The organism is Nocardia sp. NPDC056000, assembly GCF_042269265.1.
Lineage (GTDB): Bacteria > Actinomycetota > Actinomycetes > Mycobacteriales > Mycobacteriaceae > Nocardia.
The window spans coordinates 16,500-40,468 of the sequence record NZ_JBHJXS010000026.1 but is presented as its reverse complement, the minus strand read 5'-3'; the positions used below and the strand labels follow the sequence as shown (position 1 = coordinate 40,468).

The following is a 23,969-nucleotide window of genomic DNA, read 5'->3' as shown; positions in this document are numbered from 1 at the left end:
ATTGACCAATCAGCCGAATGACCAGCGCGGTCATGCCAATGGCGTGACCGAGAGAATCGCCCCGTCTCCGATTCCGCCGCGGCCGATTCCACGGCCGGGTTCGGGGAACGAGGGAGGTACGCCGCAGGTGTCCAATGAAATCCCCGACAACTCAGGTGATTTCGCCTCGGATGTCACGGGCCGAATCAGCGATCCGACGGAGGTGACCGCCCCCGAAGCCGTGGACGGTCAGTCCGCCGGTAACCCCTACCAGGACGGCGGGTGGTCGCAGCTGCCGCAGCGGGAACCGCAGTCCAACCTGTACCGCCCGGGTCAGGCCCCCACCACCGGTCGTCCCGGCGGCGTGGGCCTGAACGCGGGTGTCTCCAATGCGCGCACCACCGCCGACCTGGCGGCCAAGGCGGCGCGCAAGGAGGCCGCCATGGTGAAGTCCGTCGGTATCGACGGGCCCACCCGCAGCATCGCCCGTCCGGAACTGGTGAAGGATCTGCCGGATCTGTCGGAGATGCGGCATCCGCTGCCGCCGCCGGAGCCGATTCCGCCGTCCGGTCCGGTATCGCCGTCCGCCCCCGCGGCGGTGGCCGCCGCCGCTGCCACCGGTGAGCCGCTGCGCGCGACCGTGCAGGTGCGCCATATCGATCCGTGGTCGACGTTGAAGGTGTCGCTGGTCATCAGCGTCGCATTGTTCTTCGTGTGGATGCTGGCGGTCGGCCTGCTGTACCTGGTGCTCGAGGGCATGGGTGTGTGGGAGCGGCTGAATTCCACGTTCACCGATATGGTTTCGGACTCCTCGGCGTCCGGGCTGATCGACGCGGGCACGGTGTTCGGCTACGCGGGTGTCATCGGCATGATCAATGTGGTGTTGCTGACAGCGCTTTCGACGGTCGGCGTGTTCGTCTACAACCAGTGCACCGATCTGGTCGGCGGCATCCAGGTGACCCTGGCGGACCCCGACTAGAAGCAGTCTCGCAACGGCCGGTCACACCCCGCAGAACAGGGCTGTGACCGGCCGTTTTGCTTATCCGCACAACCTTCGGGTAATCTTCAGCCTCGGTTCGAGTGACACACTCGGAACCGGATGAGGGCCTATAGCTCAGGCGGTTAGAGCGCTTCGCTGATAACGAAGAGGTCGGAGGTTCAAGTCCTCCTAGGCCCACTCTCGAACATCACAGTAGGGTGGGATTCATGAAATTTCTCCTCACGATCGGCGTCATCGCCGCGGTGATCTTCGGAATCAGCAAATTGCGCCAGCGCAATGACGCGGATCTCTGGCACGAGGTCACCACGCGCTGATCCCGGCTCGGGGCCTTAGCTCAATTGGCAGAGCACTGCCTTTGCAAGGCAGGGGTTAGGGGTTCGATTCCCCTAGGCTCCACTTCTTCTCGTTCCGTGTTGTGACACACAACATCGGCGCGAAGCCCATTGCGTTCGCCCCGTAAGGTGGCGGCATGGCGTCCCCGAATCTGTCCAAGCTGGTCCAATCGGTGGTGGAGCCGTACCTGCTGAACGGGCCGCGCAAATACAACCGCCGTGAGGTCGCCGAGCGCACCGGGGTGCCCTCGTCGCTGACCCGCCGGTTGTGGGTGTCGCTCGGATTTCCCGCCGATCCCAATGACGACGCCATCGAATACACCGATGCCGATATCGAGGCGGCGCAGGCGTTCAGTCGCCTGAATGTGCTGGCGTCCGCGGACATTCACCGTCAGACCACCGCGGCGCGCACGCTGGGCCGGTCCATGGCGCGGCTGGCCGAATGGCAGGTGGATCTGGTCACCGAGGAGATTCTGGCGCGTATCGCGGCGCGGGCCGCCGCGGAGCCCGAGGCCGATCGCACCGAGCTGGCGCGCGAGGTCACCGCGGAGGTGGTCGAGGAGTTCGAAGCGTTGCAGCGCTACGCATTCCGGCGTCATCTGGACGCGGCACTGGCCCGCTCACTGGACAATGGCGCGGTCGCGGGGGACACGCTGCGGGTGCTGGCGGTCGGCTTCGCCGATATGGTCGGCTACACCCGCCTGACCCGGCATCTGGAGCCCGATGAGCTCTCCGCGCTACTGGAGGCGTTCGAAACCGCCACCAGCAATGCCATCACCGCGCACGGCGGCTGGGTGATCAAGAACGTCGGTGACGAAGTCATGTTCGCCGCCAATACCGCCGAACAGGGCGCGCGCATCGCCCTGGCCATCCAGGAGGCCGCCACGGCCTCGCACGGCGTCACACAGGAGCTGCGGGTGGGTCTGGCCTACGGCGAGGTCCTGCAGCGCTTCGGCGACCTCTACGGCTCCGTGGTGAATGTGGCCGCGCGCCTGACGGGTGTGGCGCGTCCCGGCACCGTGCTCATCGATGAGGGCGCGTCCTATGCGATCGGCGGCGATCCGCAATTCGATCTGCGCAATCTGCGCACCGTCCGCGTGCGCGGTATCAACCGTCTGCACGGGCATGTGCTGCGCCGCAATGAAATTCGACCGTTGGTCTAGGCGACAACTGATTTGGTTCCGATTGGGGTAACTCGCCGGGGACGGGCTGACTCGACCACTCGCGGACCGTCGGCGGCCGACGCCACCGGAGTGGCACTCGAGTCCGGCTGAAATACGCCGAGAGGGGGTGCAGACATGGGGGCGGGCCTCGGCGAAGGGGGGGAGTTAGCCGAGGCCCGCGTAGGTCGGCCCGGGGGGGAGGGGCCGACGCGATCGATCCTACGCGACACCGGCGGATTGCGTGGAAATCGGGGGCGCGTTCCGGAGATTTTTTTCGAGGAAAAAGTGTCATACCCCTGTGCGAACATACGTTCGTGCCCGGGAAAGCGGTGTCGGCCTGTCGGATTCGAGTAGCGCGCTACTCGCGATCCGGGCTCGCTCGCGGGGCGATCATCGAGGTGGCCGCATCCCGCACCGGCAACCCCGAGCACCGCCGGACCCCCAGCGGGATGCGGCCCTCGTCTTGTTCACTCGCCGTGGTTCGCGAGGAAAAAGTCATGGCATCCGGTCTGCGTCCCAGGCATACTCAGTCCCAAATGTCCGGTCTTGTTCAGCAGCATATTTGCAGTTCAGAGCCCCTGCGGCTGCCACATCGCGAGACATCAGGAGAATCATGCCCGACGCAATAGTCGCCGAGGGTCTGGTCAAGAAGTACGGCAAACTGGTCGCTCTTGACGGACTCGATTTATCGGTGCCCGAGGGCACCGTCACCGCCCTGCTCGGCCCGAACGGCGCGGGCAAGACCACCACCGTCCGTGTTTTCACCACGCTGCTCATCCCCGATTCCGGCCGCGCCACCGTCGCCGGGGTGGATGTGCTCAAGGATCCACAGCTGTTGCGCTCCCGCATCGGCGCGTCCGGGCAGTACGCCGCGGTTGACGAATATCTCACCGGTTTCGAGAATCTCGAGATGGTGGGGCGGCTGTATCACATGGGGACGCAACGCAGTAAGGATCGCGCCCGCGAACTACTGGAGCGTTTCCGGCTCGCCGACGCGGCCGATCGTCCGGTCAAGGGCTACTCCGGCGGTATGCGCCGTCGGCTCGACCTGGCGGGCGCGCTGGTCGCCAATCCGCCTGTGCTGTTCCTGGACGAACCGACCACCGGTCTGGATCCCCGTGCGCGCCAGGATCTCTGGGATGTCATCGAGGAGTTGGTGGCGGGCGGCACCACGCTGCTGTTGACCACCCAGTACATGGAGGAGGCCGATCGGCTGGCCGATTCCATCGCCGTCATCGATCACGGCAAGGTGATCGCCGAGGGCACCGCCGATCAGCTCAAGGCCATGGTGGGCGGCGACCGCATCGAACTGGTCGTGGACCATGTGGACAGTCTCCCGATCGCGCAGCGCGCGCTGGAAGGCTTGGCGCAGGGCGAGATTCGGCTCGAACCGAGTCTGCGGCGCATCATCGTGCCGGTGAACGACGGTTCGCAGGCGTTGGTCGATGCCATCGGCCAACTCGCGAAACATGAAGTGACCATTCATGATGTCGGCCTGCGGCGGCCTTCGCTCGATGACGTATTCCTGTCGCTCACCGGTCATGAAGCAGACGAATTGGTCAATGGCGGCAAGACCGCCGCGGATTCCGCAGGAGGCAATCGATGACCGCCGCCGTGCTCACCGCCGGAAAGCCTTCGCTCGCAGAACGTTTGAGCATGGTCTTCACCGACAGCGTGACCATCACCAAACGCAATGTCATCAAGATTCGGCGCGTGCCCGATGTGCTGATCTTCTCGACGCTGTCGCCGATCATGTTCGTGCTCTTGTTCGCCTACGTCTTCGGATCGGCGATTCAGTTGCAGGGCACCTCATATCGCGAATTCCTCATCGCGGGCATCTTCGCGCAGACCGTGGTGTTCGGTGCCACGTTCACCGGTCTGAGCCTGGCCGAGGATATGCAGAAGGGCATTATCGACCGCTTCCGGTCGCTACCCATGGCGCCGTCGGCGGTGCTCATCGGGCGCACGCTCGCCGATGTGTGCATCAATGTGGTGAGCCTGGTGGTCATGTCGCTGACCGGTCTGGCGGTGGGCTGGCGGATTCGCGGATCGTTCCTGGACGCGGTGTTCGCCTATGTGCTGCTGTTGCTGTTCGCCTACGCCATCTCGTGGATCATGGCGGTGGTCGGCCTGCTGGTGCGCGCGCCGGAGGTCTACAACAACGCGAGTTTCATGGTGATCTTCCCGCTCACCTTCATCGCCAACACCTTCGTGCCGACCGCGACGTTGCCCACGGTGCTACGGGTGATCGCGGAATGGAATCCGGTGTCGGCGGTGACGCAGGCCAGCCGCAATCTCTTCGGCAATACCAGCCCGATGGGGCCGAGCGCCGATGTCTGGCCGATGCGGCATCCGGAGATCACCACGCTCATGTGGGTGGTGGTGATCCTGGTGATCTTCGTGCCGCTGGCACTGAAGCAGTACAAGCGGTCGGTGAGCCGCTAGCCCGAAAAGTGTGAATTACCCACTCAGCGCGCGGATTCCGCGATCTGAGTGGGGGAGGAGCCGTTGCGCGAATAACCCAGGCGCGGCGGCTCCGCCGCCGGGGCCGGCGGCTGCGGACGGCGACTCGCGAAGATCGCGGCGACACCACCCGCGATCGCGAAGACAGCCGCAACGATGATCCGATTCCGAAAACGCCCCAGGCCCATCCGACCACTCTGGCACAGCGCAAGACTTCGCGCACCCAAGGGTGCACAGGAGGGGTGGGCGAAGGGGCGAATCGGGTTACTCGACCGTCACGCTCTTGGCGAGGTTGCGGGGCTTGTCCACATCCCGGTTCAGGGCGATGGCCATGTGGTAGGCCAGCAGTTGCAGCGGGATGGTCAGGATGATCGGGTCGAGTTCGGTCGCCACCGCGGGGACGCGGATCACGGCGTCGGCCAGGCCGTCCGGCAGATCGGTGTTGGTGATGGCGATGACCGGGCCGCCGCGCGCCTTGATCTGCTCGATGGTGGTGATGTTCTTGGCGAGCAATTCATCACCGGGAATCAACACCACGCTGGGCATTTCCGGATCGATCAGCGCGAGCGGGCCGTGCTTGAGTTCGGAGCCCTGATACGCCTCGGCGTGAATGTAGGAGATCTCCTTGAGCTTCTGCGCACCCTCGCGGGCCACCGGCCAGCCGCGCACCCGCCCGACGAAGAACATGCTGCGCGCCTTGGCGAAACGGGTGGCGACCTCCGCGATCTCCCGATCCTGTTCCAGCACCGCCTCGATGGCGTCGGGTAGCGCGCGCAGGCCGGTGACAATGCGCTCACCCCCTGCGGCGGACAGATCGCGGACCCGGCCCAGCAGCAACGCCAGCATGGCGAAGGACACGGTCATATTGGTGAGCGCCTTGGTGGAGGCCACCGAGACCTCGGGCCCGGCATGCAGGAACATGCCCGCACCGCATTCGCGCGCGATGGCGCTGCCGACCGCGTTGACCGCGCCGATGACGCGCCCGCCCTTGCGCTGCAATTCCTGAACGGCCGCAAGGGTATCCAGGGTTTCCCCGGACTGGCTGATGGCGATGTACAGCGCGTCCGGATCCACCACGGGATTGCGGTAGCGGAATTCCGAGGCGGGTTCCGCGGTGGCGGGAATGCGCGCGAGTTCCTCGATGAGCTGTGCGCCGAGCTGTCCGGCGTAATAGGCGGAGCCGCAACCCAGGAAGACGACCTTGCGAATCCCGCGCAGTTCGCGCGCGTCCATGTTCAGGCCGCCGAGAATGGCGGTGGCGAAACGCTCGTCGAGCCGCCCGCGCAGCGCGCGGCGTACCGCGTCCGGCTGTTCCGCCATTTCCTTGCGCATGAAGTCCGGGTAGCCGCCGAGCGCGTAGTCCTCGGCCGCCATATCGATGGTGGTGGGCGTCTTGTCGGTGCGGCTGGCATCCAATCCGAGTGTGCTGGTGCGGAATTCGTCCGCGCGCACGGTGGCCAGCTCGCCGTCGTCGAGGAAGACCACGCGCTGGGTGTGGTGCACCAGCGCGGCCACATCGGAGGCGACGAACATCTCGCCGTCGCCGACGCCGAGCACGATGGGGCTGCCGTTGCGGGCGACCACCAGTTCGTCGGGGCGGCGCGAATCCAGTACCAGCAGACCGAAAGTGCCCTCGACGTGAGCCAGTGCGCTGCGCACGGCGTCCTCGAGGGTGTCGGTGCTGTCCAGGGTGGCGGCGATCAGGTGTGCGATGGCCTCGGTGTCGGTGTCGGAGAGGAATTCGACGCCGTCGGCGATGAGGGCGGCGCGCAGTTTCTCGGCGTTCTCGACGATGCCGTTGTGCACCACGGCGATTCGGCCGGAGCCGTCGGTGTGCGGGTGCGCGTTGGCGTCACTGGGTTCGCCGTGCGTGGCCCAGCGGGTGTGCGCGATGCCGACGGTGCCGCGCAACCGGGTGCCTTCGGCGTCCACCCGGTTGCGCAGATCCTGTACGCGCCCCTGGGTTTTGGTGATCCGCAGCCGTCCGCGGTGCGGGACGGCCAATCCGGCGGAGTCGTAGCCCCGGTACTCCAGCCGGTGCAGGCCCTCCAGCAGGACCGGGACCGATTCGCGGTGTCCGATGTATCCGACGATTCCACACATTGCGCGAGGCTCTCCTCGATCAGGTATATGACGTGGTCAATGGGATGCTGCGGCGGTAGCCGCCGACTAGCCGTAGACGATGCGGCGCAGTTGCCGTTCGGTGAATTCGGGGGCGGCGACCGGGCGCTGCGTGAGCTCGGTCGCGATGCGCTGCCAGATCTCGGCATTGCGGACCTGGCGGCGCTGTAGTTCGGCGTGCCTGCGGCGCACGAATTCCTCCGCGGTCTCGCCGAAGTATCCGGTGACGTCGGCGACCACCCGGGCCGCGACGGCCTCGGGCAGCCCGGTGGATGCCGCCACATGGCGGACCAGATCGGCCGGAACCCCGTCAGTCACGGTCCGAGCTTGCCTGATGGATCTTGTTTCGCCAACATATGTGCCCGAATTCGGGCAGGGAATCACAGGAAGCGGCCGCCGGCCGCCGCTGGGTGTGCCGCGCCGGAGCCCCTCTCGCCCCGGGCTCTAGGCTGGTCGCGTGACCTCACCGAATCAGACTGCTGTTGCGACGCTGCACACCAATCAGGGCGACATCAAGGTCGCGCTTTTCGGTAACCACGCTCCCGCGACCGTGCGGAACTTCCTGGGCCTGGCCGACGGCACCGCCCCGTACAAGACCAAGAACGCCTCCGGCGGCACCGAGGGCCCGTTCTACGACGGCTCGGTCTTCCACCGGATCATCGACGGTTTCATGATCCAGGGTGGCGATCCGACCGGCACCGGCCGCGGCGGCCCGGGCTACGAGTTCAAGGACGAGTTCCATCCGGAACTGCGCTTCGACCGCGGTTACCTGCTGGCCATGGCGAATGCCGGTCCGGCGACCAATGGTTCGCAGTTCTTCATCACCGTCGGCCCGCAGCCGCACCTGAACCGCAAGCACACCATCTTCGGCGAGGTGGTGGATCCGGAGTCGCGCAAGATCGTCGACCTGATCGCCAACGCCGCCACCGATCGCAATGACCGTCCCAAGGACGAGATCGTGATCGAGAAGATCAGCATCGCCTGAATCCGGTCCGAGCCGAAGAGAATTCGACATGCAACCGCAGCAGCCCGCCCCGACCTGTTACCGGCATCCCGATCGGCCCACCGGCGGTCTGGGATGCAGCCGCTGCGGGCGTCCCGCCTGCCCGGAATGCCTGACCCCGGCCGCGGTCGGACAGCACTGCGTCGAATGTGTGCAGCAGGGCCGCGCCGATGTGCGGCCGGTGCGCAATCAGGCGGGCGCGGTGCAGGGTAAACGCCCGGAACCGTATGTCACCTGGGCGCTCATCGCCGCGAACGTGATCGTCTTCGCGGTCACCGCGATTCAGGCGCACAGCGTGGTGGACAACAAGTTCTCCGCGCTGTTCCGGGACTGGATGCTGGTGCCCGCGCTGGTCGGGCACGGCGAATGGGTGCGGGTGATCGGCTCCGGCTTCCTGCACATCGGCCCGATTCACCTGTTGACCAATATGTTCGCGCTGTACGTGCTCGGCCCCTACTGCGAGGTCGCGCTGGGCCGGGCGCGGTTCATCAGCGTGTATCTGGTGTCGCTGCTCGGCGGTTCGGCGGCGGTGACGCTGCTGTCCGATCCGCTGCAGGCGTCGGCGGGCGCATCGGGCGCGATCTTCGGCATCTTCGGCGCGGTGGCGGTGGTGATGCTGCGGACGCGGCAGAACCTGACCCAGATCCTGGTGCTGCTGGTGATCAACCTGATCATCACGTTCGCGGTGCCGGGGATCTCGATCTGGGCGCATCTGGGCGGGCTGCTGGCCGGTACCGCGGCGACGGGCGGAATCCTGTATCTGCCGCGCTGGCTGAAGGCGAGCACACCGGCGACGGCCATGCGGATCGGCTGGATCGCGGTGGCGGTGGTGGGTGTGATCGCGGTCCTGGTGACGGTGCTGGGCGCGCCGACGCTGTACTAGCGCCGGGTCCTGTACCGACGCGGGGTCGCGGCGCTCACTGATTCACCAGGTACGGGCGCAGCGAGTCGAGCACGTTCTCGGGGCGCGCGCCCAGATCCCAGCGGCCGAAGATGATGAGCCGCTCTTCGCCGTCGTGCCGCACATCCATTTCCAGCATGGGCATGCGCCGGCCGAGACGGCGGTACTGCACGACGCGGGCGCGCAGCACCTGATCGGGTGTGTAGAACCGCGGCCCGGTGAGGCCGCGCACCACGATCTTGGGGACGGGCCCGGTTTCGACGGCCAGGCGCGGTCGCTGCCGCAGTCCCATCGCGGCCAGGAACAGCAGGCCGAGGGCGGCCAGGCCGATCAGCAACCGGCCCGCGTTATCGCTGGTGACGACGGCCGCCACGGCCATGACGAGGCCGCCGAGACCGCAGACGACCAGCGCCGCCGGGGGTGTGGACCAGGAGAGTTGGGGATCGGTGGTCACTTTCCCCACTCTGTCCTCGAGTTGTCCACAAGGTCATCCACAGGTGTGTATGAATAACAATCGTGTAAGGAGCTCATCGCCAGCGCATGGTCATGATCAGGCCGACGACCATGAGGCCGAACCCGATCAGGAAGTTCCATGCGCCCAGATCGCTCATCCAGCCGATGTGGTCCGCCGCCAGGTAGTACACCAGCAGCCACACCAGGCCCGCGAGCATGAAGCCCAGCATGATGGACACGTACCAGACCGGCGACGGGCCGGCCGACTTCACCTTCACAGGCGTGCGGCTGGCCGGGTTGATCGTGTAGTCGGTCTTCTTCCGGACCTTCGACTTGGGCATGACGTCCTCAGTTTCGGCGTGCAGGTCTTGGTAGACATTATCCCAGGTCACTCGAGCGCTCCCGGCGCGAGCCGCCCTTGGGGAATAAACGATGGTATTGCGTGCGACGCGAGCGAGCCGGGTGACTACTCTCGAATCATGCGTGTACTGGTCGTCGACAATTACGACAGCTTCGTTTTCAACCTGGTCCAGTATCTCGGACAGTTGGGCGTGGACGCGGTCGTCTGGCGTAATGACGATCCCCAACTCGCCGATGTGGACGCCGTCGTACAGGACTTCGACGGAGTTCTGATCAGTCCCGGCCCGGGCACGCCGGAGCGCGCGGGCGTCAGCATCGATCTGGTCAAGGCCGCCGCCCGGCATGAGCGCCCGCTGCTCGGGGTGTGCCTGGGTCATCAGGCCATCGGTGTCGCGTTCGGCGCGACCGTGACCCGCGCCCCCGAACTGCTGCACGGTAAGACCAGCGAGGTCTTCCACGTCGGCGCGGGCGTGCTGGCCGGACTGCCCGATCCGTTCACCGCCACCCGCTATCACTCGCTGACCGTGCTGGAAGAGACCATGCCGCCCGAGCTGGAAGTGCTGGGCCGCACCGAATCCGGGATCGTGATGGCCATGCGGCATCGCACCCTGCCGATCCAGGGCGTGCAGTTCCATCCCGAATCCGTGCTCACCCAGGGCGGGCATCGCATGCTCGCGAACTGGCTGGGTCAGGTTGGGGAGCGCCCGGCGGAGGGTCTGGTGCGCACGCTCGAGGCGGAGGTCGCGGCGCTGGTATGAGTGCCGGTGCGGATCGGCCTCATGTGCTGCTGTCGGTCGCGGTCAGCATCGACGGTTATATCGACGATGCGGGACCGGATCGGCTGTTGCTCTCCAACGCAGCCGATTTCGATCGGGTGGACGCGCTGCGCGCGGAGTCGGACGCGATTCTGATCGGCGCGGGCACCCTGCGCAGCGATGATCCGCGCCTGCTGGTCAACAGCGAGGATCGCCGGATTTCGCGGGTCGCGGCCGGGAAACCGGAGTATCCGCTGCGGGTGATCGTCACGGCGACAGGCGATCTCGATCCCGCGCGCCGGCTGTGGCACTGCGGCGGCGAAAGAATCGTCTACACAACCGATTCCGGGGCCGCACGCATCGGGCACGGGCTGGATGGGCTGGCCAAGGTCGTATCCCTGGGCGCGACAGTGGATTTCGCCGCGCTGCTGGACGACCTCGGTAGCCAGGGTGTCGGCCGCCTGATGGTGGAGGGCGGCGGTGCCATCCACACCGCGTTCCTGGCCGCCGATCTGGTGGACGAGATCAGCATGGCCGTCGCGCCGATCGTGGTCGGTGATCCGGACGCACCCCGTTTTCTCGGGCCCGCCGATTTCCCGGGCGGTCCCGGGCACCGCATGCGACTGGCCGAGGTCGGCCGCATCGGTGATATCGCGGTACTGCGCTATCTGCCGAAGGAGGATTCCGATGTCGGATGAGGCTCGCTCGGATCGCGGCTGGATGCGGCACGCCATCGGCCTGGCGCGACTGTGCCCGCCGAGTGCGACCGCGTTCTCGGTGGGCGCGGTCATCGTCGGCGCGGACGGGGTGGAGGTCATCCACGGCTGGTCCCGCGAAACCGATGACAAGGTGCACGCGGAGGAATCCGCGCTGAACAAATTGGAACCCGATGACGATCGACTGTCGTCGTCGACCATCTACAGCACGCTCGAGCCCTGTTCACTGCGCAGCAGCAAGGATCGCGCGCCCTGTACGGATCGCATTCTGGCCGCGGGCATTCGGCGCGTGGTCATCGCCTGGCGTGAGCCCGGCACGTTTGTGGACAACTGCCAGGGTGTGGAGAAACTGCGGGAGCACGGTGTCGAGGTGGTCGAACTGGCCGATCTCGCCGAGGAAGCCATGTCGATGAACCGGCATCTGCGCCTGTAGACAGCTTTTCGACAAGAAAATCGGGTTGTGGATAACTTCTCCACAACCCGATTTCGGTTAGTCCAGGATGTCCGTCACGGCGGGCCGAGCGAGATGACGCCGGTCGTGATGGTCACCGTCTGATTCTTGGCGATCGAGGATCCCGCGGTCGGCTGCTGGGCGATGACCCGGCCGACGCTGCTGGCATCCAGGGTGCTCTGCGTGTTCTGGGTGATCTGCCCGTTCCAGCCGCGCTGCCGCAGGATATCCACAGCCTGTGCGGGGGTGAGCCCGATCAGGCTCGGCATCTGCACGTTATCGCCGGTGGAGACCTGCACGGTGACGGTGGAGCCCTTGTCCGCCATGGTGCCCGCGGCCGGATTGGTGCCGATCACGGTGCCCTTGGGCAGATTGTTGGGGACTTCCTGCACGCTGACCTTGAAGCCCGCGCTGTCGGTCAGATTCGGTTGCGCCACATCGATCTGCTGCCCGACCACATCGGGGACGCGGACCTTCTCCGGCCCGGAACCGAGGGTGATGGTGACCTGACCGCCGGAATCGACCTTCTGCGCCTCGCCCGGACTCTGGCTGGTGACCTTGTCCTTCTCGTCGACACTGGACGCTTCCCGCTTCACATCCGAATTCAGCCGCAGCCCCACCGAATTCAACTGTTGTTCGGCCTGCTGCTGGGTGAGTCCGGCCAGGCGCGGCACCGCGACCTGGGAGGGCCCGGTGGAGACCTGCAGGGTGACGGTGCTGCCCTTGTCGATGCGCGAGCCGCCGAGCGGCTGGGTGGCGATCACATTGCCGGGCGCGATCTTGCTGTCCGCCTTGTCCTGCACGGCGACGCTGAAGCCGAGCTTCTCCAGATCGCGTTGTGCGAGCTGGGAATTGTGATTCGACAGTTCCGGCACCGCCACCTGATCGGGCTTGCTGCCGGGTCCGAGGAGCAGCCAGATGGCGACACCGGCGACCGCGAGGATGCCGACCGCGAGCGCCGCGATCAATCCGATGCGGCGGCCGCCGCCGTCGGCGGGTGCGACCAGTTCCTGTTCGGTGGTGTCATCGCGGCGCTCGACGGTCCGGTAGGAGCGCGGCGGCGGCAGATCGTCGTCGAGGAAGCTGTTGCGGTCCTCGTCGTTCATCACCATGGGCGCGGTGGGCTTCTGCCCGCCCAGCACCCGGATCAGGTCGGCGCGCATCTCGGCGGCGGTCTGATACCGGTTGGCCGGGTTCTTGCTCATGGCCTTGAGCACGACGGAATCGAGTTCGCGGGGCACGCCCGGATGCACATGCGAGGGCAGCCGGGGGTCCTCGCGCACATGCTGATAGGCGACCGCGACCGGTGAGTCACCGGTGAAAGGCGGTTCGCCGGTGAGGATTTCGAAGAGTACGCAGCCGACCGAGTACACGTCCGAGCGCGCGTCGACCTGTTCGCCGCGGGCCTGTTCGGGGGACAGGTACTGGGCGGTGCCGATGACCGCGGCGGTCTGCGTCATGGGGTTGGAGCTGTCGGCCAGCGCTCGCGCGATGCCGAAGTCCATCACCTTCACCGCGCCCGCGCGATTGATCATGATGTTGGCGGGCTTCATATCCCGGTGCACGATGCCGTTGCGGTGCGAGAAGTCCAGTGCCGCACACACATCCGCGATGATCTCCATCGCGCGCCGGGGCGCCATCGGACCCTTGCCGCGCACGATATCGCGCAGCGTATCGCCGTCGACGTACTCCATCACGATGTAGGGCAGCGGCCCGCCGTCGATCTCGGCCTCGCCGGTGTCGTACACCGCGACGATGGCCGGATGATTCAGCGCCGCCGCGTTCTGCGCCTCACGCTTGAAGCGCAGATAGAACGTGGGGTCGCGGGCCAGGTCCGCGCGCAGCACCTTGATCGCCACATCGCGCCCGAGCCGCAGATCCCGCGCCTTGTGCACCTCCGACATGCCGCCGAAGCCGATGATCTCACCCAGCTCATAGCGGGAGGAGAGATTCTTCGGGGTCGTCATGACTGTCCTTGGGGGAGGGCGGGAGCACTGGGTTCCGTCGTTCCGTAGTAGCCCCGGGCGCCACCGGGAACCGCTGGCCATGATGGTAGGTCCCACGGCGGACGCGCACCGCGACTGGTGGTCGTCGGCGCGGTCGTGGTCTTGGGGACCGTGGTGGTCTGCGGTGTCGTCGTCACCGGCGGCGTCGTGGTCGGCGGCGGCGTGGTGGTGGGCGGCACCGTGGTGACCGGCGGTTCGGTGGTCGGATCGTAGGTGGGCGGCGGCGGAACCGGCTTCTCCCGGGTGGTGGTGGGTGGCACCGTCGTGGTGGTGGTCGCCACGGGAGGCGGCGCGACGACGGCGCTGGTGCGGGTGGTCGGGGTGGAATCCGACGGGGAGCCGTTGAGCAGCACCACCGCGGCGGCCGCGCCCAGGATGAGCGCGCCGACACCGAGTCCGGCCATGGCCTTCTGTGAGTTGGTGAAACGCCCGCCGTCACCGTCGCCGTCCGGCGCGCCGACGTGCATCGGTCTCGGCGGACCCGGTGGTGGCGTCTGCGGACCCGACATCATGACCGTGGAACCGGTCATCGGCGGCTGCTGCGGCTGCCGCATCGACTGCGGCGGGGTGGCGTAGCGGGTGGTGGCCTGATCGGCGCGGCCGCCCGGAATCATCATGGTGGGGCCGGGCGGCAGGATTCTGGTCGCACCGGTGGGGATGGCGGGATTGCCGCCGCCGGGGGTGTGCGCTCTGCGACCGGATCGCACCGCGGCCACCGCATCGGCGAATTCGCCTCCGGTGGCGAATCTTTGGGTCGGATCCTTCGCCATGGTGATCTCGATGAGCTCGCGCACGTTCGGCGGCAGATCCGCGGGCAGCGGCGGCGGCGCTTCGCGCACATGCTTCATGGCGACGGTCAGCGCGCCGTCACCGGTGAACGGGCGTTCCCCGGCGAGCGCCTCGTAGCCGACCACGCCGAGCGCGTACACGTCCGAGGCGGAGGTGGCGTCCTCGCCGGTGGCCTGTTCGGGGGCGATGTACTGGGCGGTGCCCATCACCATGCCGGTCTTGGTGACCGGGGAGGCGTCCACGGCCTTCGCGATGCCGAAGTCGGTGATCTTCACCTGACCGGTCGGCGTCACGAGGATATTGCCGGGCTTCACATCCCGATGCACCACGCCCGCCGCGTGCGCGACCTGAAGCGCGCGACCGGTCTGCTCGAGCATGTCCAGACCCTGATGCACGGACAGTCGCCCGAGCCGGCTGAGCACCGCGTTCAGCGGTTCACCCTGTACGAGTTCCATGACCAGATAGGCGGTTTCGCCGCCGGAGGGATCCATGGTCTCGCCGTAGTCGTAGATTCCCGCGATACCCGGATGATTGAGCTGCGCGGTGGTGCGGGCCTCGGTGCGGAAGCGGTGCCGGAAGGTGGGATCGGCGGAGAACTCCGCCTTGAGCACCTTCACCGCGACCCGGCGATCCAGCCGGGTGTCGAGAGCTTCCCAGACCTGGCCCATGCCACCGGTGGCGATCAGCCGATGCAGCCGGTAGCGGTCCGCGATCATCGCACCGTTGTTCAGCATTTCCGACCCTGTCTACCTTGCCCTGTCATGTCCGTTCAGCCCCCCAGCCCGGCGTCGAGCACCGCCCGCGCGACGGGCGCGGCCACCGAACCGCCGGTGGCGGCCAGGGCGCGGTCGCCACCGTTCTCGACGATCACCGCGATGGCGATCTTCGGGTTCTGCGCGGGCGCGAAGGCGATGTACCAGGCGTGCGGCGGGGTATTGCGGGGATCGTTGCCGTGTTCGGCGGTGCCGGTCTTGGACGCGATCTGGTAGCCCCGCTGCTGGGTGCCTCCCTGGGTGTTCTTCTCCGACTCGATCATCAGATTGGTCAGCTGGGTGGCCACCGGTGCGCTGATCGCCTGGCCGACCGACATGGGTTTCACGGTCTCCAGGGTGCTCAGGTCCGGGGCCTGCAACTGATCGACCAGATGCGGCTGCATCCGCACGCCGCCGTTGGCGACGGTCGCGGCGATGACGGCGTTGTCGAGCGGAGTCAGCGCCACATCGCGCTGTCCGATACTGCTCTGGCCGAGGGCCGGTGCGTCGGGAATGGTCCCGACGGTGCTGTCCGCCCACGGAATCGGAATGTTCGGATGGGTTCCGATGCCGAACGCGGCGGCCTCGTCCTTGAGTTTCGCGGCCCCCACCTTGATACCTAGGTCCACGAAAGCGGTGTTACAGGAGAACTTGAACGCGTCGGTCAGCGATGCGGTCGGCGCGTCGCCGGGACCGCAGTGGCTGCCGTTGTAGTTCTCCAGCGTGGTCGTGGTGTCCGGCAACGTGATTCGCGACTGCGCGGTCAGCTGATCCTCGGGCTTGGCGATGCCGTTGGACAGCGCCGCGGCGGTCACGATCACCTTGAAGGTGGAGCCCGGCGGATACGTCTGCGACACAGCGCGATTCAGCATCGGCTGGCGCGGATCGGACTGCAGGTTCTGCCACGCCTGCGCGGCGGCCGCGCCGTCGTGGCCGGAGAGCAGGTTCGGATCGTAGGACGGCGTCGACACCATGGTGAGGATGCGCCCGGTGCTCGGCTCGATCGCCACCACCGAACCGGTGTAGCCCTTGGCGGTCAGCTGCTCGTACGCGACCTTCTGCATAGCGGGGTTGATCGTGGTGATCACATTGCCGCCGCGCGGATCCCGGCCCGACACCATATCGATGAAGCGCCGCCCGAACAGCTGATTGTCCGAACCGTTCAGCACCGAATCCTCGGCGTGCTCCAGCCCGGTGCTGCCGTACTGCATGGAGTAGAAACCGGTCGCGGGCGCGTACGCCAGCGGATCGGTCGGATAGGTGCGCAGGTACTTGTACCGGTCGTCGGTGGACACCGAACTCGCCAGCACCGTGCCCTGCGCGGAGATCTGGCCGCGCTGGCGGGCGTACTCGTCGAGCAGGACGCGGCCGTTGCGCGGATCGTTGCGCAGGCTGTCCGCCTTGCCGATCGGCCCGAATTGCACCTGGATGTAGGTGGCGTTGATCAGCAGCGCGACGATCATCAGCATGACCGCCATCGCCACCCGGCGCAGGGGTGTGTTCACGCGGTACCACCCTTCGGTCGCCGTACCAGTTCGGTGGGCGCGTCCGCGAGCGGCTCCGGCGCCCGCTTACGGACGGGGGCCGGGGCGCGCGCCGCATCGGACACCTTGATCAAGAGTGCCAGCAGTGCGTAGTTGGCGAGCAGCGAGGAGCCGCCGTAGGAGACGAACGGCGTGGTCAGACCGGTCAGTGGAATCAGTTTGGTGACACCGCCGACGACCACGAACAGCTGGATGGCGATGGTGAACGCCAGACCCGCCGCCAGCAGCTTGCCGAAACTGTCGCGCACCGCGATGGCGGTGCGCAGACCGCGAATCACGAAGACGCAGAACAGCATCAGCACCGCGGCCAGGCCGATCAGGCCGAGTTCCTCGCCGATGGCGGAGATGATGAAGTCGGTCTTGGCGAACGGCACCTGCGAGGGCCGTCCGCTGCCGAGCCCGGTGCCGGCCAGCCCGCCGGTGGCGAGCCCGAACAGCGACTGCGAGATCTGATAGCCGGTGTTGTTGTAATCCGCGAACGGGTGCAGCCAGGTCTCCACGCGCACCCGCACATGTCCGAAGACGTTGTACGCGAACACGAATCCGATACCGAGCAGCAGTGCGCCGACCGCCACCCAGCCGACTCGCTCGGTGGCGATGTAGAGCATGCACAGCACCGTGCAGAAGATCAGCAGCGAGGTGCCGAGGTCCTTCTCCAGCACCAGCACGCCGACGCAGACGATCCAGACCACCAGCATCGGGCCGAGATCGCGGGCGCGGGGCAGTTCCATCCCGAACACGTGCTTACCGGCGGCGGTGAACAGGTCGCGCTTGGCGACCAGCACCCCGGCGAAGAAGATGATGAGCAGGATCTTGGCGAACTCACCGGGCTGAACACTGAAGCCGGGCAGTCGAATCCAGATCTTCGCGCCGTTCACCTGTGAGAACCGATCCGGCAGGATGGCCGGGATGGCGAGCAGCACCAGGCCGACCAGTCCGAGCGTGTACGCGTACCGCGCCAGCGTCCGGTAGTCGCGCAGCAGCAGCAACAGGCCCGTGAAAACCACCATCCCCAACCCCGTCCACAGCACCTGCTGGTTCGCATCGGGGGAGGGGATGGGCTGCGAGGCGAAGATCGCATCCTGCTTCTCGGCCAGGTCCAGCCGGTGGATGAGCACCAGGCCGAGACCGTTCAGCAGCGCCACGATCGGTAGTAGCAAAGGGTCCGCGAACGCCGCGAAACGGCGCACCGCCAGATGCGCGACACCGAACAACGCCAGATAGGCCGCGCCCAGTTTGGCGATCTCCCAGGTGATCGCCTGTTCCTGACTGGCCTCCACCAGCACCAGCGACACCGTGGTGACCACCGCCGCGAGCCCGAGCAGCAGCAGTTCCACATTCCGCCGGGTGGACGGCGGGGGCGCGGGAGCGAATCCGCCCGGAGGACTGGGAAAGGCCCCAGCGGACGGTGGTGCCGGTGCGGACATCAGTCCGTCACTCTGCAGTTCTGCCCCGGCTGCTGCGGCGCGGTCGTAGTGGTGGGGGTGGGCTGATCGGTCTTGCGGGGTTCCAGCGGATGGTTCTCGCCACCCGGCACGGCGGCCGGGGTGGTGGTGGGAACGGCGGGGGTGGTGGTGACGGGCGCGTTCGGATCGACCGGGGTGCTCGGCGGAGTCGTCGACGGCTGCGGCTGCGGCTGTGCCTTCTCGCAGGGCGGCAGCAGATCATTGCGGGTCAGCGCCTGCAGCTGCTTGCCGGCTTCCTCGCGGGAGCCCGGCGGCAGACCCTTGTTGACCGAATCGCGGCCGGTCGGCTTGAGATCCAGCAGGCGCAGTTCGCGGCAACCCGCGCCGAAGCTGGAACCGATCGCGCTGATCTGCAATTCACCGGTGCGGGTGACACAGGCGATCTGATCCACATCGTGGATCGAATAGCCCAGCACCGAACCGGGCAGCCCGCGCAGCACCACGACCTTGTCGTCCTGGGTGCCCACGTAGTAGTTGCTGCGAATCATGTTGTAGCCGACCGTGAGTCCCGCGCCGATGGCGACCAGCAGGGCCAGCGAGAGCGCGATCCAGCGCAGTTTGTGGCTCTTGCGCGGCGGCTCCGGCTCGGGCTGCTGTACGGCCCGGCGCGGGGCGGCTCTCGGCGGCCGCATGGCGGCGGCGCGACCGGCGGCGGTATTCGGCGGGGGAGTGTCGTCATCCTCGCCGGAGGCCGCGCCCGCCACGATCGGATGACTCTGCCCGTAATCGAGGTCGATGACATCGGCGACCACGACGGTCACATTGTCGGGACCGCCACTGCGCAAAGCCAATTCGATGAGCCGGTCGGCCGCCTCGTCGGTGCTGCCCTCGCGCATGGTGTTGGCGATGGTCTCATCGCTCACCACATCGGAGAGGCCGTCCGAGCAGAGCAGATACCGGTCCCCGGCGCGCGCCTCGCGCACCACCAGGGTGGGCTCGATCTCGTTGCCGGTGAGCGCGCGCATGATGAGCGAACGCTGCGGATGGGTGTGCGCCTGCTCCGGGGTGATCCGGCCCTCGTCCACCAGCGACTGCACGAAGGTGTCGTCGCGGGTGATCTGGGTGAGTTCGCCATTGCGGAGCATGTAGGCGCGGGAGTCGCCGATATGGGCGAGGCCGAGTTTGCGCCCGGCGAACAGGACGGCGGTGAGCGTGGTGCCCATCCCGTCGAGTTCGGGCTCTTCCTCGACCTGATCGGCGATGGCGGCATTGCCCTCGTGCACCGCGCGATCGAGCTTGCCGAGCAGATCATCGCCCGGTTCGTCGTCGTCGAGATGCGCGAGCGCCGCGATCATCAGTTGGGAGGCGACTTCACCGGCGGCGTGACCGCCCATGCCGTCCGCGAGCGCGAGTAGGCGCGCGCCCGCGTAGACGGAGTCCTCGTTGTTGGCTCGTACGAGACCGCGGTCGCTACGGGCGGCGTAGCGCAGAACAAGAGTCACGATCGCAGCTCGATCACTGTCTTACCGACACGGACGGGGGTGCCGAGTGGAACTCGGACCGGGGTGGTGACCTTCGACCGGTCGAGGTAGGTCCCATTGGTGGAACCGAGATCCTCGACATACCAATCCTCCCCGCGCGGCGACAGGCGCGCATGCCGGGTGGAGGCATAGTCGTCGGTGAGGACCAGCGTGGAGTCGTCCGCGCGCCCGATCAACACCGGCTGCGTGCCGAGTGAGATGCGGGTGCCGGCGAGTGAACCCTGAGTCACCACGAGATATTTGGCGCCCTTCTGGCCTCGGCGCAAGGAGGGGAGCACCGCGGAACCACCTTGGGTCCGCGGCGGCACCCGGATGCCGGAGGCCGCGTAGATATCGCTGCGCAGGGTCCGGAGCACCGCCCACACGAACAGCCACAACAACAGCAGGAACCCCGCCCGGGTGAGTTGCAGGATCAGTCCCTGCACGGTGCTCCACCTCCTGTTCGACCGTGTCGTAGGTACGGGCTGTCAGTACGGAGAAAGCTCCGCGACCCCCAACCGGTGCGCCTGGTCGGCGCGGCCTGTTGAGCCGCGAGTAATGGCAGCATCATAGGGCCGTCGACCGGTTGCGATCACGATACGGCGCAGGAAAATCCAGCCATATCGTGATCTGCACCGCGAGCTTACGGGATCAGACGATCCTGATCAGGATCTCGGAATGCCCGGCGCGGATGACATCGCCGTCGGCGAGCTGCCAGTCCTGGACGGGCGACCCGTTGACCAGCGTGCCATTGGTGGAACCGAGGTCCGAGAGCATGGCCGTCTGGCCGTCCCAGCGCACCTCGATATGCCGCCGCGAAACCCCGGTGTCGGGAAGCCGGAAGTGCGCGTCCTGGCCGCGGCCGATGATGTTGGAACCCTCGCGCAACTGGTAGGTGCGACCGGAGCCGTCGTCCAGCTGCAGCGTGGCCGAGTAGCCCGAGCCACTGCGCGCGGGAGCGGCGTAACCGCCCGCGGCGGGCTGCTGGCCGTACCCGGCCTGCTGGCCGTACTGGTCGTCGCCGTAACCACCGGCGGCGGGCTCGGCATAGCCCTGCGGCTGCCCGTAGCCCTGCTCGGCGTACCCCTGCTGGCCGTAGCCCGGATCGGCATAGCCCTGCTGGTCGCCGTAGCCCTGCTGCTGGCCGTAACCCGGTTCCGCGTACCCCTGCTGGCCGTAGCCGCCCTGGTCGTACGCCTGCTGGCCGTAGCCCTGCTGGCCGCCCTGTTCGGCGTAGCCGCCGCCCTGCTGGCCGTAGCCGGGTTCGGCATAGCCCTGCTGGCCGTAGGCCTGATCGGCGTATCCGGGCTGCTGCCCGTACGCCTGATCGGCATAGCCCTGCTGCTGGCCGTACGCCTGATCGCCGTAACCACCCTGCTGAGCGCCGTAGCCCTGGCCGCCCTGCTGGTTGTAGTCGTAGCCGTTCTGGTACTCGCCATAGCCCTGCTGATCCGGGGCAGCGCCGTAGCCCTGCTGATCCGGGTACTGCGGGGCAGCACCGCCGCGGCCGTATTCGCCGTAGCCCTGCGGAGCGGGTCGGCTCGCGGGCGGGGGCGCGTACCCGCGGTTTCGTGGATCGGACTCCGCGGGCTCACGGCTTGGGTCGTAGCCTGAGTTCTGCGTCATGGGGCCAGCTCCTGGTTGCGGGTTGGGTCGTGGTGTGCGTTCAGGTCCCACCGCCGGACCCGCCCGGCGGTCGACACTACCGCCGACGGCGTCCGGGTCCACTCGACCGCGTGTCCTGAACTGTCCGGTGTGCAGCGTAGGGGATGCCTCGAATTCCACGTGCACTTCGCCGTACGTCTGCCAGCCTTGCTCACGGATGTAGTCCTGTAAGTGTTTGGCGAACGCGCGTACCGCGAGGTCGTGGTCGGCCTGTCCCTCGCCCTGGACGAGCTGCCCCAGGTCCGACTCGTTGATGGTGATGACGTAGCTGTTCGGTGCGAGCAGATGCCCGTTGCCGAGGTCTTGAACGTGGTCCGCGGCCTCGCGCTGGAGCGCTGCCTCGACCTCCTGCGGAACGACACTGCCACCGAAGACGCGGGCGAACACATCGCCGACAGCACCCTGGAGGCGACGTTCGAATCGCGAGACGATCCCCATCGAGCCCCTCCTCTCGGGTCAGGACGCTCCCGCGAGTGAAGCGTGCTTCGTGTCTTGGTCTCCTGGTGGCGCCGTGTGGTCTGCGGCGGTCCTACTGTGCGACACGCGGACATGGCGTGTCGCCGCTGGGACACGGTCCTTGCATGATATCCACGATCGTCCACACCTGTAACTCCTGGAAACGGGTCGGGGTTCCCGTGCCGGCATCGGCCGCCGTCACAGCCGATAACCAGGCGATTTCTTTTTGGTGCATACCCCGTGATACGTTCTTTCAGTCGCTCGGGCGAGTGGCGGAATGGCAGACGCGCTGGCTTCAGGTGCCAGTGTCCGTAAGGACGTGGGGGTTCAAGTCCCCCTTCGCCCACCAAGACGAAGAGCCCCATCCGGAATCGGATGGGGCTCTTCGCTTTTCGCTGTCCGTGACCCCGTTCGGGGCCCGGTCCCGCGTAGGCGGGGGTCACCGCAGGTCACACCGGATGTGACGAAGATCGCAGGCATATCGGGGACTCCTCGGCCGGGGCGTTGCCGGATGGCCTCCGGCGGTCCGCGGAGGGGTGAAAATCGATTGCCGGAAGGTGTCGGTTCGAGTATGCGACCGATTATCTGCGGCCATTGCCTGATGCTCGTTTAGTCAAAACTGAGTTAAACAAACTTGGGGTTTGTTTACCCTCGGGCGACCGCTTGGCAATGGTGCCGACCAGCCACGAAACTCCAGCTTAACGCGGGTTGAACCGGTGATGGAGGGTTATCGCGAGAGAAATCGGCAAACCGGGCGACGGGGGTGTTCCGGAAGTCCGAGCGAGGGGTCGAAACACGGTCGCCGAACGGTACCGCGCGGGTGGTTTCCTTAACCTCCGCAGACCGCTCGCAAAGCGTATGCCGGTAAATAGCGGACCTCTCGGGTTGCCTTCGCACAAAGGGCATTTCGCCTGGTGGCCATATACGCCCACCCAGCAAGTCGGAGGTTGCGTAGCCATAACGATTGTGTAGAGTCGACGGTAACGCTGGCCGCAGCTGAGCCGGACTCGCTGCGGCCAGTGGAAATCAATTCCGGGCCGTTGCCACCAGTGTCGAACCGACCACTCCCGCAACCGCTTCCGGATTCCGGACCGCCGAGTTGCCGGACATGTGCTCCCGCGCCGCGGCCGTCTCCTCCTCCAGCACCGCCCGCCGGCCCAGGCCGAAGACGTAGGCCAGGAAACCGATTTCGGCGAGCGCGCCGATCCCGATCCGCACCGCGTCCGGCAACTCGCTCGGGGTGACGAAGCCCTCGATGAATCCGGAGACCAGCAGCACGCCCACCAGGCCCAGCGCGATAACGGCCGTGGCACGGCCCTGTCGCGCCAGCGCCTGCGGACGGCTCTCGCGGCCCGGATCGATCAGTGTCCAGCCCAGTTTCACTCCCGCGCCGCCGGCCACGAAAATCGCGGTCAGCTCCAGCATCCCGTGCGGCAGGATGTAGGTGAAGAAGGCGTCCAGGCGGCCCGCGTCGGCCATCAGGCCCGCGCTCACGCCCACATTGAGCGCGTTCATGGCCAGCGCGTAGACCGCGGGCAGGATGAGTACCCCCATGAACAGGGCCACCGCGGCCACCGCGGCGTTATTGGTCCACACCTGGGCCGCGAAGGCATCGTGCGGATGTTCGTAGTAGTAGGTCTCGAATTCGCCGCCGGGCTTGGTCAAGCGGTCGGTATCGGTGTCCAGGCCCAGATGCCGCCGCGCGGACTCCGAATTCGCCACCCACGCGCCCACGGCGGCCGACGCCGCGATGAACGCCGCCGCCACCGACAGCCACCAGCGCCGGGACCGGTACAGCGCGGCCGGGAAGCGATGGGTGACGAAGCGCAGGATCTCGGCGAGGGTGTCGGTGCGGGCGCTCAGCACGCGCCCGCGCGCCCGGGTCAGCACGGCGGAGAGTCCGGCCACCAATTCGGCGTCGGCCGAACGCGATTGCAGGCGGGCCAGCTGCTGTGAGGTGAGCCGGTACAGCCGTACCAGTTCGTCGGATTCCGTGCCGGAGAGTTTCTTACGGCGCGTCGCGAGATAGTCCAGCCGATCCCAGGAAGGTTTGTGCAGGAACGTATACGCGTCCAGGTCCATCGGTTGCCTTCCTGTGCCTCGGCTCGGAAGAATGCTAGTCGCCCCCGAGCAG

23 protein-coding genes and 3 tRNA genes are annotated in these 23,969 nt (G+C 67.0%); 13 read left to right on the top strand and 13 right to left on the bottom strand.

Features of this window, described 5'->3' with window-relative positions; genetic code table 11:
* Positions 1–127 precede the first annotated feature (127 nt).
* The 7 genes from ACFC4D_RS45855 (at position 128) to ACFC4D_RS45825 (ending at position 4,919) form a co-directional block, all read left to right on the top strand.
* Positions 128–958, top strand: a complete 831-nt coding sequence (locus tag ACFC4D_RS45855; RefSeq protein ID WP_364636837.1) for a DUF3566 domain-containing protein — start codon at positions 128–130, stop codon at positions 956–958.
* A gap of 124 nt (positions 959–1,082) precedes the next feature.
* Positions 1,083–1,156 (top strand) — tRNA-Ile (locus tag ACFC4D_RS45850).
* 29 nt (positions 1,157–1,185) lie between these two features.
* Positions 1,186–1,293 (top strand): DLW-39 family protein, encoded by a 108-nt coding sequence (locus ACFC4D_RS45845; RefSeq protein ID WP_364636839.1) that lies wholly within the window; start codon positions 1,186–1,188, stop codon positions 1,291–1,293.
* Positions 1,294–1,302: 9 nt separating this feature from the next.
* Positions 1,303–1,375, top strand: a tRNA-Ala gene (locus tag ACFC4D_RS45840).
* 73 nt (positions 1,376–1,448) lie between these two features.
* The gene (locus tag ACFC4D_RS45835; protein WP_375961529.1) at positions 1,449–2,474 is read left to right on the top strand and encodes an adenylate/guanylate cyclase domain-containing protein; all 1,026 of its coding nucleotides are present in this window, start codon (positions 1,449–1,451) and stop codon (positions 2,472–2,474) included.
* 613 nt (positions 2,475–3,087) lie between these two features.
* Positions 3,088–4,080 carry an ATP-binding cassette domain-containing protein gene (locus ACFC4D_RS45830; protein ID WP_364636843.1) on the top strand — a complete coding sequence of 331 codons (993 nt, stop codon included), beginning with the start codon at positions 3,088–3,090 and terminating at the stop codon, positions 4,078–4,080.
* 50 nt (positions 4,081–4,130) lie between these two features.
* Positions 4,131–4,919, top strand: a complete 789-nt coding sequence (locus ACFC4D_RS45825; protein WP_364637944.1) for an ABC transporter permease — start codon at positions 4,131–4,133, stop codon at positions 4,917–4,919.
* 23 nt (positions 4,920–4,942) lie between these two features.
* Here the strand turns inward: ACFC4D_RS45825 and ACFC4D_RS45820 are convergent, their stop codons facing one another.
* From ACFC4D_RS45820 to ACFC4D_RS45810, 3 genes are all read right to left on the bottom strand, one after another.
* The gene (locus ACFC4D_RS45820; protein ID WP_375961532.1) at positions 4,943–5,125 is read right to left on the bottom strand and encodes a hypothetical protein; all 183 of its coding nucleotides are present in this window, start codon (positions 5,123–5,125) and stop codon (positions 4,943–4,945) included.
* Positions 5,126–5,201: 76 nt separating this feature from the next.
* Positions 5,202–7,040 carry a glutamine--fructose-6-phosphate transaminase (isomerizing) gene (gene glmS, locus ACFC4D_RS45815; RefSeq protein ID WP_376073181.1) on the bottom strand — a complete coding sequence of 613 codons (1,839 nt, stop codon included), beginning with the start codon at positions 7,038–7,040 and terminating at the stop codon, positions 5,202–5,204.
* Positions 7,041–7,106: 66 nt separating this feature from the next.
* Positions 7,107–7,376, bottom strand: coding sequence for a hypothetical protein (locus ACFC4D_RS45810; protein ID WP_364636847.1), 270 nt, complete (start codon positions 7,374–7,376; stop codon positions 7,107–7,109).
* A gap of 139 nt (positions 7,377–7,515) precedes the next feature.
* Here ACFC4D_RS45810 and ACFC4D_RS45805 point away from each other — a divergent pair, with 139 nt between their 5' ends.
* Together ACFC4D_RS45805 and ACFC4D_RS45800 are read left to right on the top strand one after the other, a co-directional pair.
* Complete coding sequence (locus tag ACFC4D_RS45805; RefSeq protein ID WP_364636849.1) at positions 7,516–8,043, top strand: peptidylprolyl isomerase; 528 nt, start codon at positions 7,516–7,518, stop codon at positions 8,041–8,043.
* 28 nt (positions 8,044–8,071) lie between these two features.
* Positions 8,072–8,944, top strand: coding sequence for a rhomboid family intramembrane serine protease (locus tag ACFC4D_RS45800; protein ID WP_375961538.1), 873 nt, complete (start codon positions 8,072–8,074; stop codon positions 8,942–8,944).
* Positions 8,945–8,978: 34 nt separating this feature from the next.
* Here ACFC4D_RS45800 and ACFC4D_RS45795 read toward each other — a convergent pair whose 3' ends face one another.
* Positions 8,979–9,416 (bottom strand): PH domain-containing protein, encoded by a 438-nt coding sequence (locus ACFC4D_RS45795; RefSeq protein WP_376073178.1) that lies wholly within the window; start codon positions 9,414–9,416, stop codon positions 8,979–8,981.
* A gap of 73 nt (positions 9,417–9,489) precedes the next feature.
* Positions 9,490–9,756 carry a cell division protein CrgA gene (gene crgA / locus ACFC4D_RS45790; protein ID WP_364637946.1) on the bottom strand — a complete coding sequence of 89 codons (267 nt, stop codon included), beginning with the start codon at positions 9,754–9,756 and terminating at the stop codon, positions 9,490–9,492.
* Positions 9,757–9,894: 138 nt separating this feature from the next.
* Between crgA and ACFC4D_RS45785 the strand changes: the two genes are divergently transcribed.
* The 3 genes from ACFC4D_RS45785 to ACFC4D_RS45775 are packed head-to-tail and all read left to right on the top strand — an operon-like array spanning position 9,895 to position 11,679.
* On the top strand, positions 9,895–10,533 hold the full coding sequence (locus ACFC4D_RS45785; RefSeq protein ID WP_364636855.1) for an aminodeoxychorismate/anthranilate synthase component II: 639 nt from the start codon (positions 9,895–9,897) through the stop codon (positions 10,531–10,533).
* A complete protein-coding gene (locus tag ACFC4D_RS45780; protein WP_376073175.1) occupies positions 10,530–11,228 on the top strand; it encodes a RibD family protein in 699 nt (232 codons plus the stop codon). The genes ACFC4D_RS45785 and ACFC4D_RS45780 overlap by 4 nt, the downstream gene beginning before the upstream one ends.
* Positions 11,218–11,679 (top strand): dCMP deaminase, encoded by a 462-nt coding sequence (locus ACFC4D_RS45775; RefSeq protein WP_375961544.1) that lies wholly within the window; start codon positions 11,218–11,220, stop codon positions 11,677–11,679. The genes ACFC4D_RS45780 and ACFC4D_RS45775 overlap by 11 nt, the downstream gene beginning before the upstream one ends.
* Positions 11,680–11,753: 74 nt before the next feature.
* Here ACFC4D_RS45775 and pknB read toward each other — a convergent pair whose 3' ends face one another.
* The 7 genes from pknB to ACFC4D_RS45740 all read right to left on the bottom strand — a co-directional run bounded on the left by pknB (position 11,754) and on the right by ACFC4D_RS45740 (position 21,817).
* Positions 11,754–13,664: a Stk1 family PASTA domain-containing Ser/Thr kinase gene (gene pknB, locus ACFC4D_RS45770; RefSeq protein ID WP_375961546.1), complete on the bottom strand. Its 1,911-nt coding sequence runs from the start codon at positions 13,662–13,664 to the stop codon at positions 11,754–11,756.
* On the bottom strand, positions 13,661–15,226 hold the full coding sequence (locus ACFC4D_RS45765; RefSeq protein WP_375961549.1) for a protein kinase: 1,566 nt from the start codon (positions 15,224–15,226) through the stop codon (positions 13,661–13,663). Before ACFC4D_RS45765 ends, pknB begins: the two co-directional genes overlap by 4 nt.
* A gap of 35 nt (positions 15,227–15,261) precedes the next feature.
* Positions 15,262–16,749 (bottom strand): penicillin-binding protein 2, encoded by a 1,488-nt coding sequence (locus ACFC4D_RS45760; RefSeq protein WP_364636865.1) that lies wholly within the window; start codon positions 16,747–16,749, stop codon positions 15,262–15,264.
* Complete coding sequence (locus ACFC4D_RS45755) at positions 16,746–18,215, bottom strand: FtsW/RodA/SpoVE family cell cycle protein (protein ID WP_375961552.1); 1,470 nt, start codon at positions 18,213–18,215, stop codon at positions 16,746–16,748. Before ACFC4D_RS45755 ends, ACFC4D_RS45760 begins: the two co-directional genes overlap by 4 nt.
* Entirely contained in the window at positions 18,215–19,696 is a 1,482-nt protein-coding gene (locus tag ACFC4D_RS45750; RefSeq protein ID WP_375961555.1) for a PP2C family protein-serine/threonine phosphatase, read from the bottom strand. Before ACFC4D_RS45750 ends, ACFC4D_RS45755 begins: the two co-directional genes overlap by 1 nt.
* On the bottom strand, positions 19,693–20,160 hold the full coding sequence (locus ACFC4D_RS45745) for an FHA domain-containing protein (protein ID WP_364636871.1): 468 nt from the start codon (positions 20,158–20,160) through the stop codon (positions 19,693–19,695). The genes ACFC4D_RS45750 and ACFC4D_RS45745 overlap by 4 nt, the downstream gene beginning before the upstream one ends.
* Before the next feature lie 205 nt (positions 20,161–20,365).
* Complete coding sequence (locus ACFC4D_RS45740) at positions 20,366–21,817, bottom strand: DUF3662 and FHA domain-containing protein (RefSeq protein ID WP_376073172.1); 1,452 nt, start codon at positions 21,815–21,817, stop codon at positions 20,366–20,368.
* A 281-nt stretch (positions 21,818–22,098) separates the two neighbouring features.
* Between ACFC4D_RS45740 and ACFC4D_RS45735 the strand changes: the two genes are divergently transcribed.
* Positions 22,099–22,184 (top strand) — tRNA-Leu (locus ACFC4D_RS45735).
* A 677-nt stretch (positions 22,185–22,861) separates the two neighbouring features.
* On the opposite strand, the gene ACFC4D_RS45730 is transcribed toward ACFC4D_RS45735, so the two are convergent.
* Positions 22,862–23,917, bottom strand: a complete 1,056-nt coding sequence (locus tag ACFC4D_RS45730) for a stage II sporulation protein M (RefSeq protein ID WP_375961559.1) — start codon at positions 23,915–23,917, stop codon at positions 22,862–22,864.
* Positions 23,918–23,969 lie beyond the last annotated feature (52 nt).

Bases quoted from the DNA above. Each gene is read 5' to 3' on its own strand.
- ACFC4D_RS45825 (WP_364637944.1), top strand. From the start codon at position 4,131: ATGGTCTTCACCGACAGCGTGACCATCACCAAACGCAATGTCATCAAG.
- ACFC4D_RS45785 (WP_364636855.1), top strand. From the start codon at position 9,895: ATGCGTGTACTGGTCGTCGACAATTACGACAGCTTCGTTTTCAACCTG.
- ACFC4D_RS45780 (WP_376073175.1), top strand. From the start codon at position 10,530: ATGAGTGCCGGTGCGGATCGGCCTCATGTGCTGCTGTCGGTCGCGGTC.
- pknB (WP_375961546.1), bottom strand. From the start codon at position 13,664: ATGACGACCCCGAAGAATCTCTCCTCCCGCTATGAGCTGGGTGAGATC.
- ACFC4D_RS45765 (WP_375961549.1), bottom strand. From the start codon at position 15,226: ATGCTGAACAACGGTGCGATGATCGCGGACCGCTACCGGCTGCATCGG.
- ACFC4D_RS45845 (WP_364636839.1), top strand. From the start codon at position 1,186: ATGAAATTTCTCCTCACGATCGGCGTCATCGCCGCGGTGATCTTCGGA.
- ACFC4D_RS45800 (WP_375961538.1), top strand. From the start codon at position 8,072: ATGCAACCGCAGCAGCCCGCCCCGACCTGTTACCGGCATCCCGATCGG.
- ACFC4D_RS45755 (WP_375961552.1), bottom strand. From the start codon at position 18,215: ATGTCCGCACCGGCACCACCGTCCGCTGGGGCCTTTCCCAGTCCTCCG.
- ACFC4D_RS45740 (WP_376073172.1), bottom strand. From the start codon at position 21,817: ATGGGGATCGTCTCGCGATTCGAACGTCGCCTCCAGGGTGCTGTCGGC.
- ACFC4D_RS45730 (WP_375961559.1), bottom strand. From the start codon at position 23,917: ATGGACCTGGACGCGTATACGTTCCTGCACAAACCTTCCTGGGATCGG.
- ACFC4D_RS45830 (WP_364636843.1), top strand. From the start codon at position 3,088: ATGCCCGACGCAATAGTCGCCGAGGGTCTGGTCAAGAAGTACGGCAAA.
- ACFC4D_RS45835 (WP_375961529.1), top strand. From the start codon at position 1,449: ATGGCGTCCCCGAATCTGTCCAAGCTGGTCCAATCGGTGGTGGAGCCG.
- ACFC4D_RS45775 (WP_375961544.1), top strand. From the start codon at position 11,218: ATGTCGGATGAGGCTCGCTCGGATCGCGGCTGGATGCGGCACGCCATC.
- ACFC4D_RS45820 (WP_375961532.1), bottom strand. From the start codon at position 5,125: ATGGGCCTGGGGCGTTTTCGGAATCGGATCATCGTTGCGGCTGTCTTC.
- crgA (WP_364637946.1), bottom strand. From the start codon at position 9,756: ATGCCCAAGTCGAAGGTCCGGAAGAAGACCGACTACACGATCAACCCG.
- glmS (WP_376073181.1), bottom strand. From the start codon at position 7,040: ATGTGTGGAATCGTCGGATACATCGGACACCGCGAATCGGTCCCGGTC.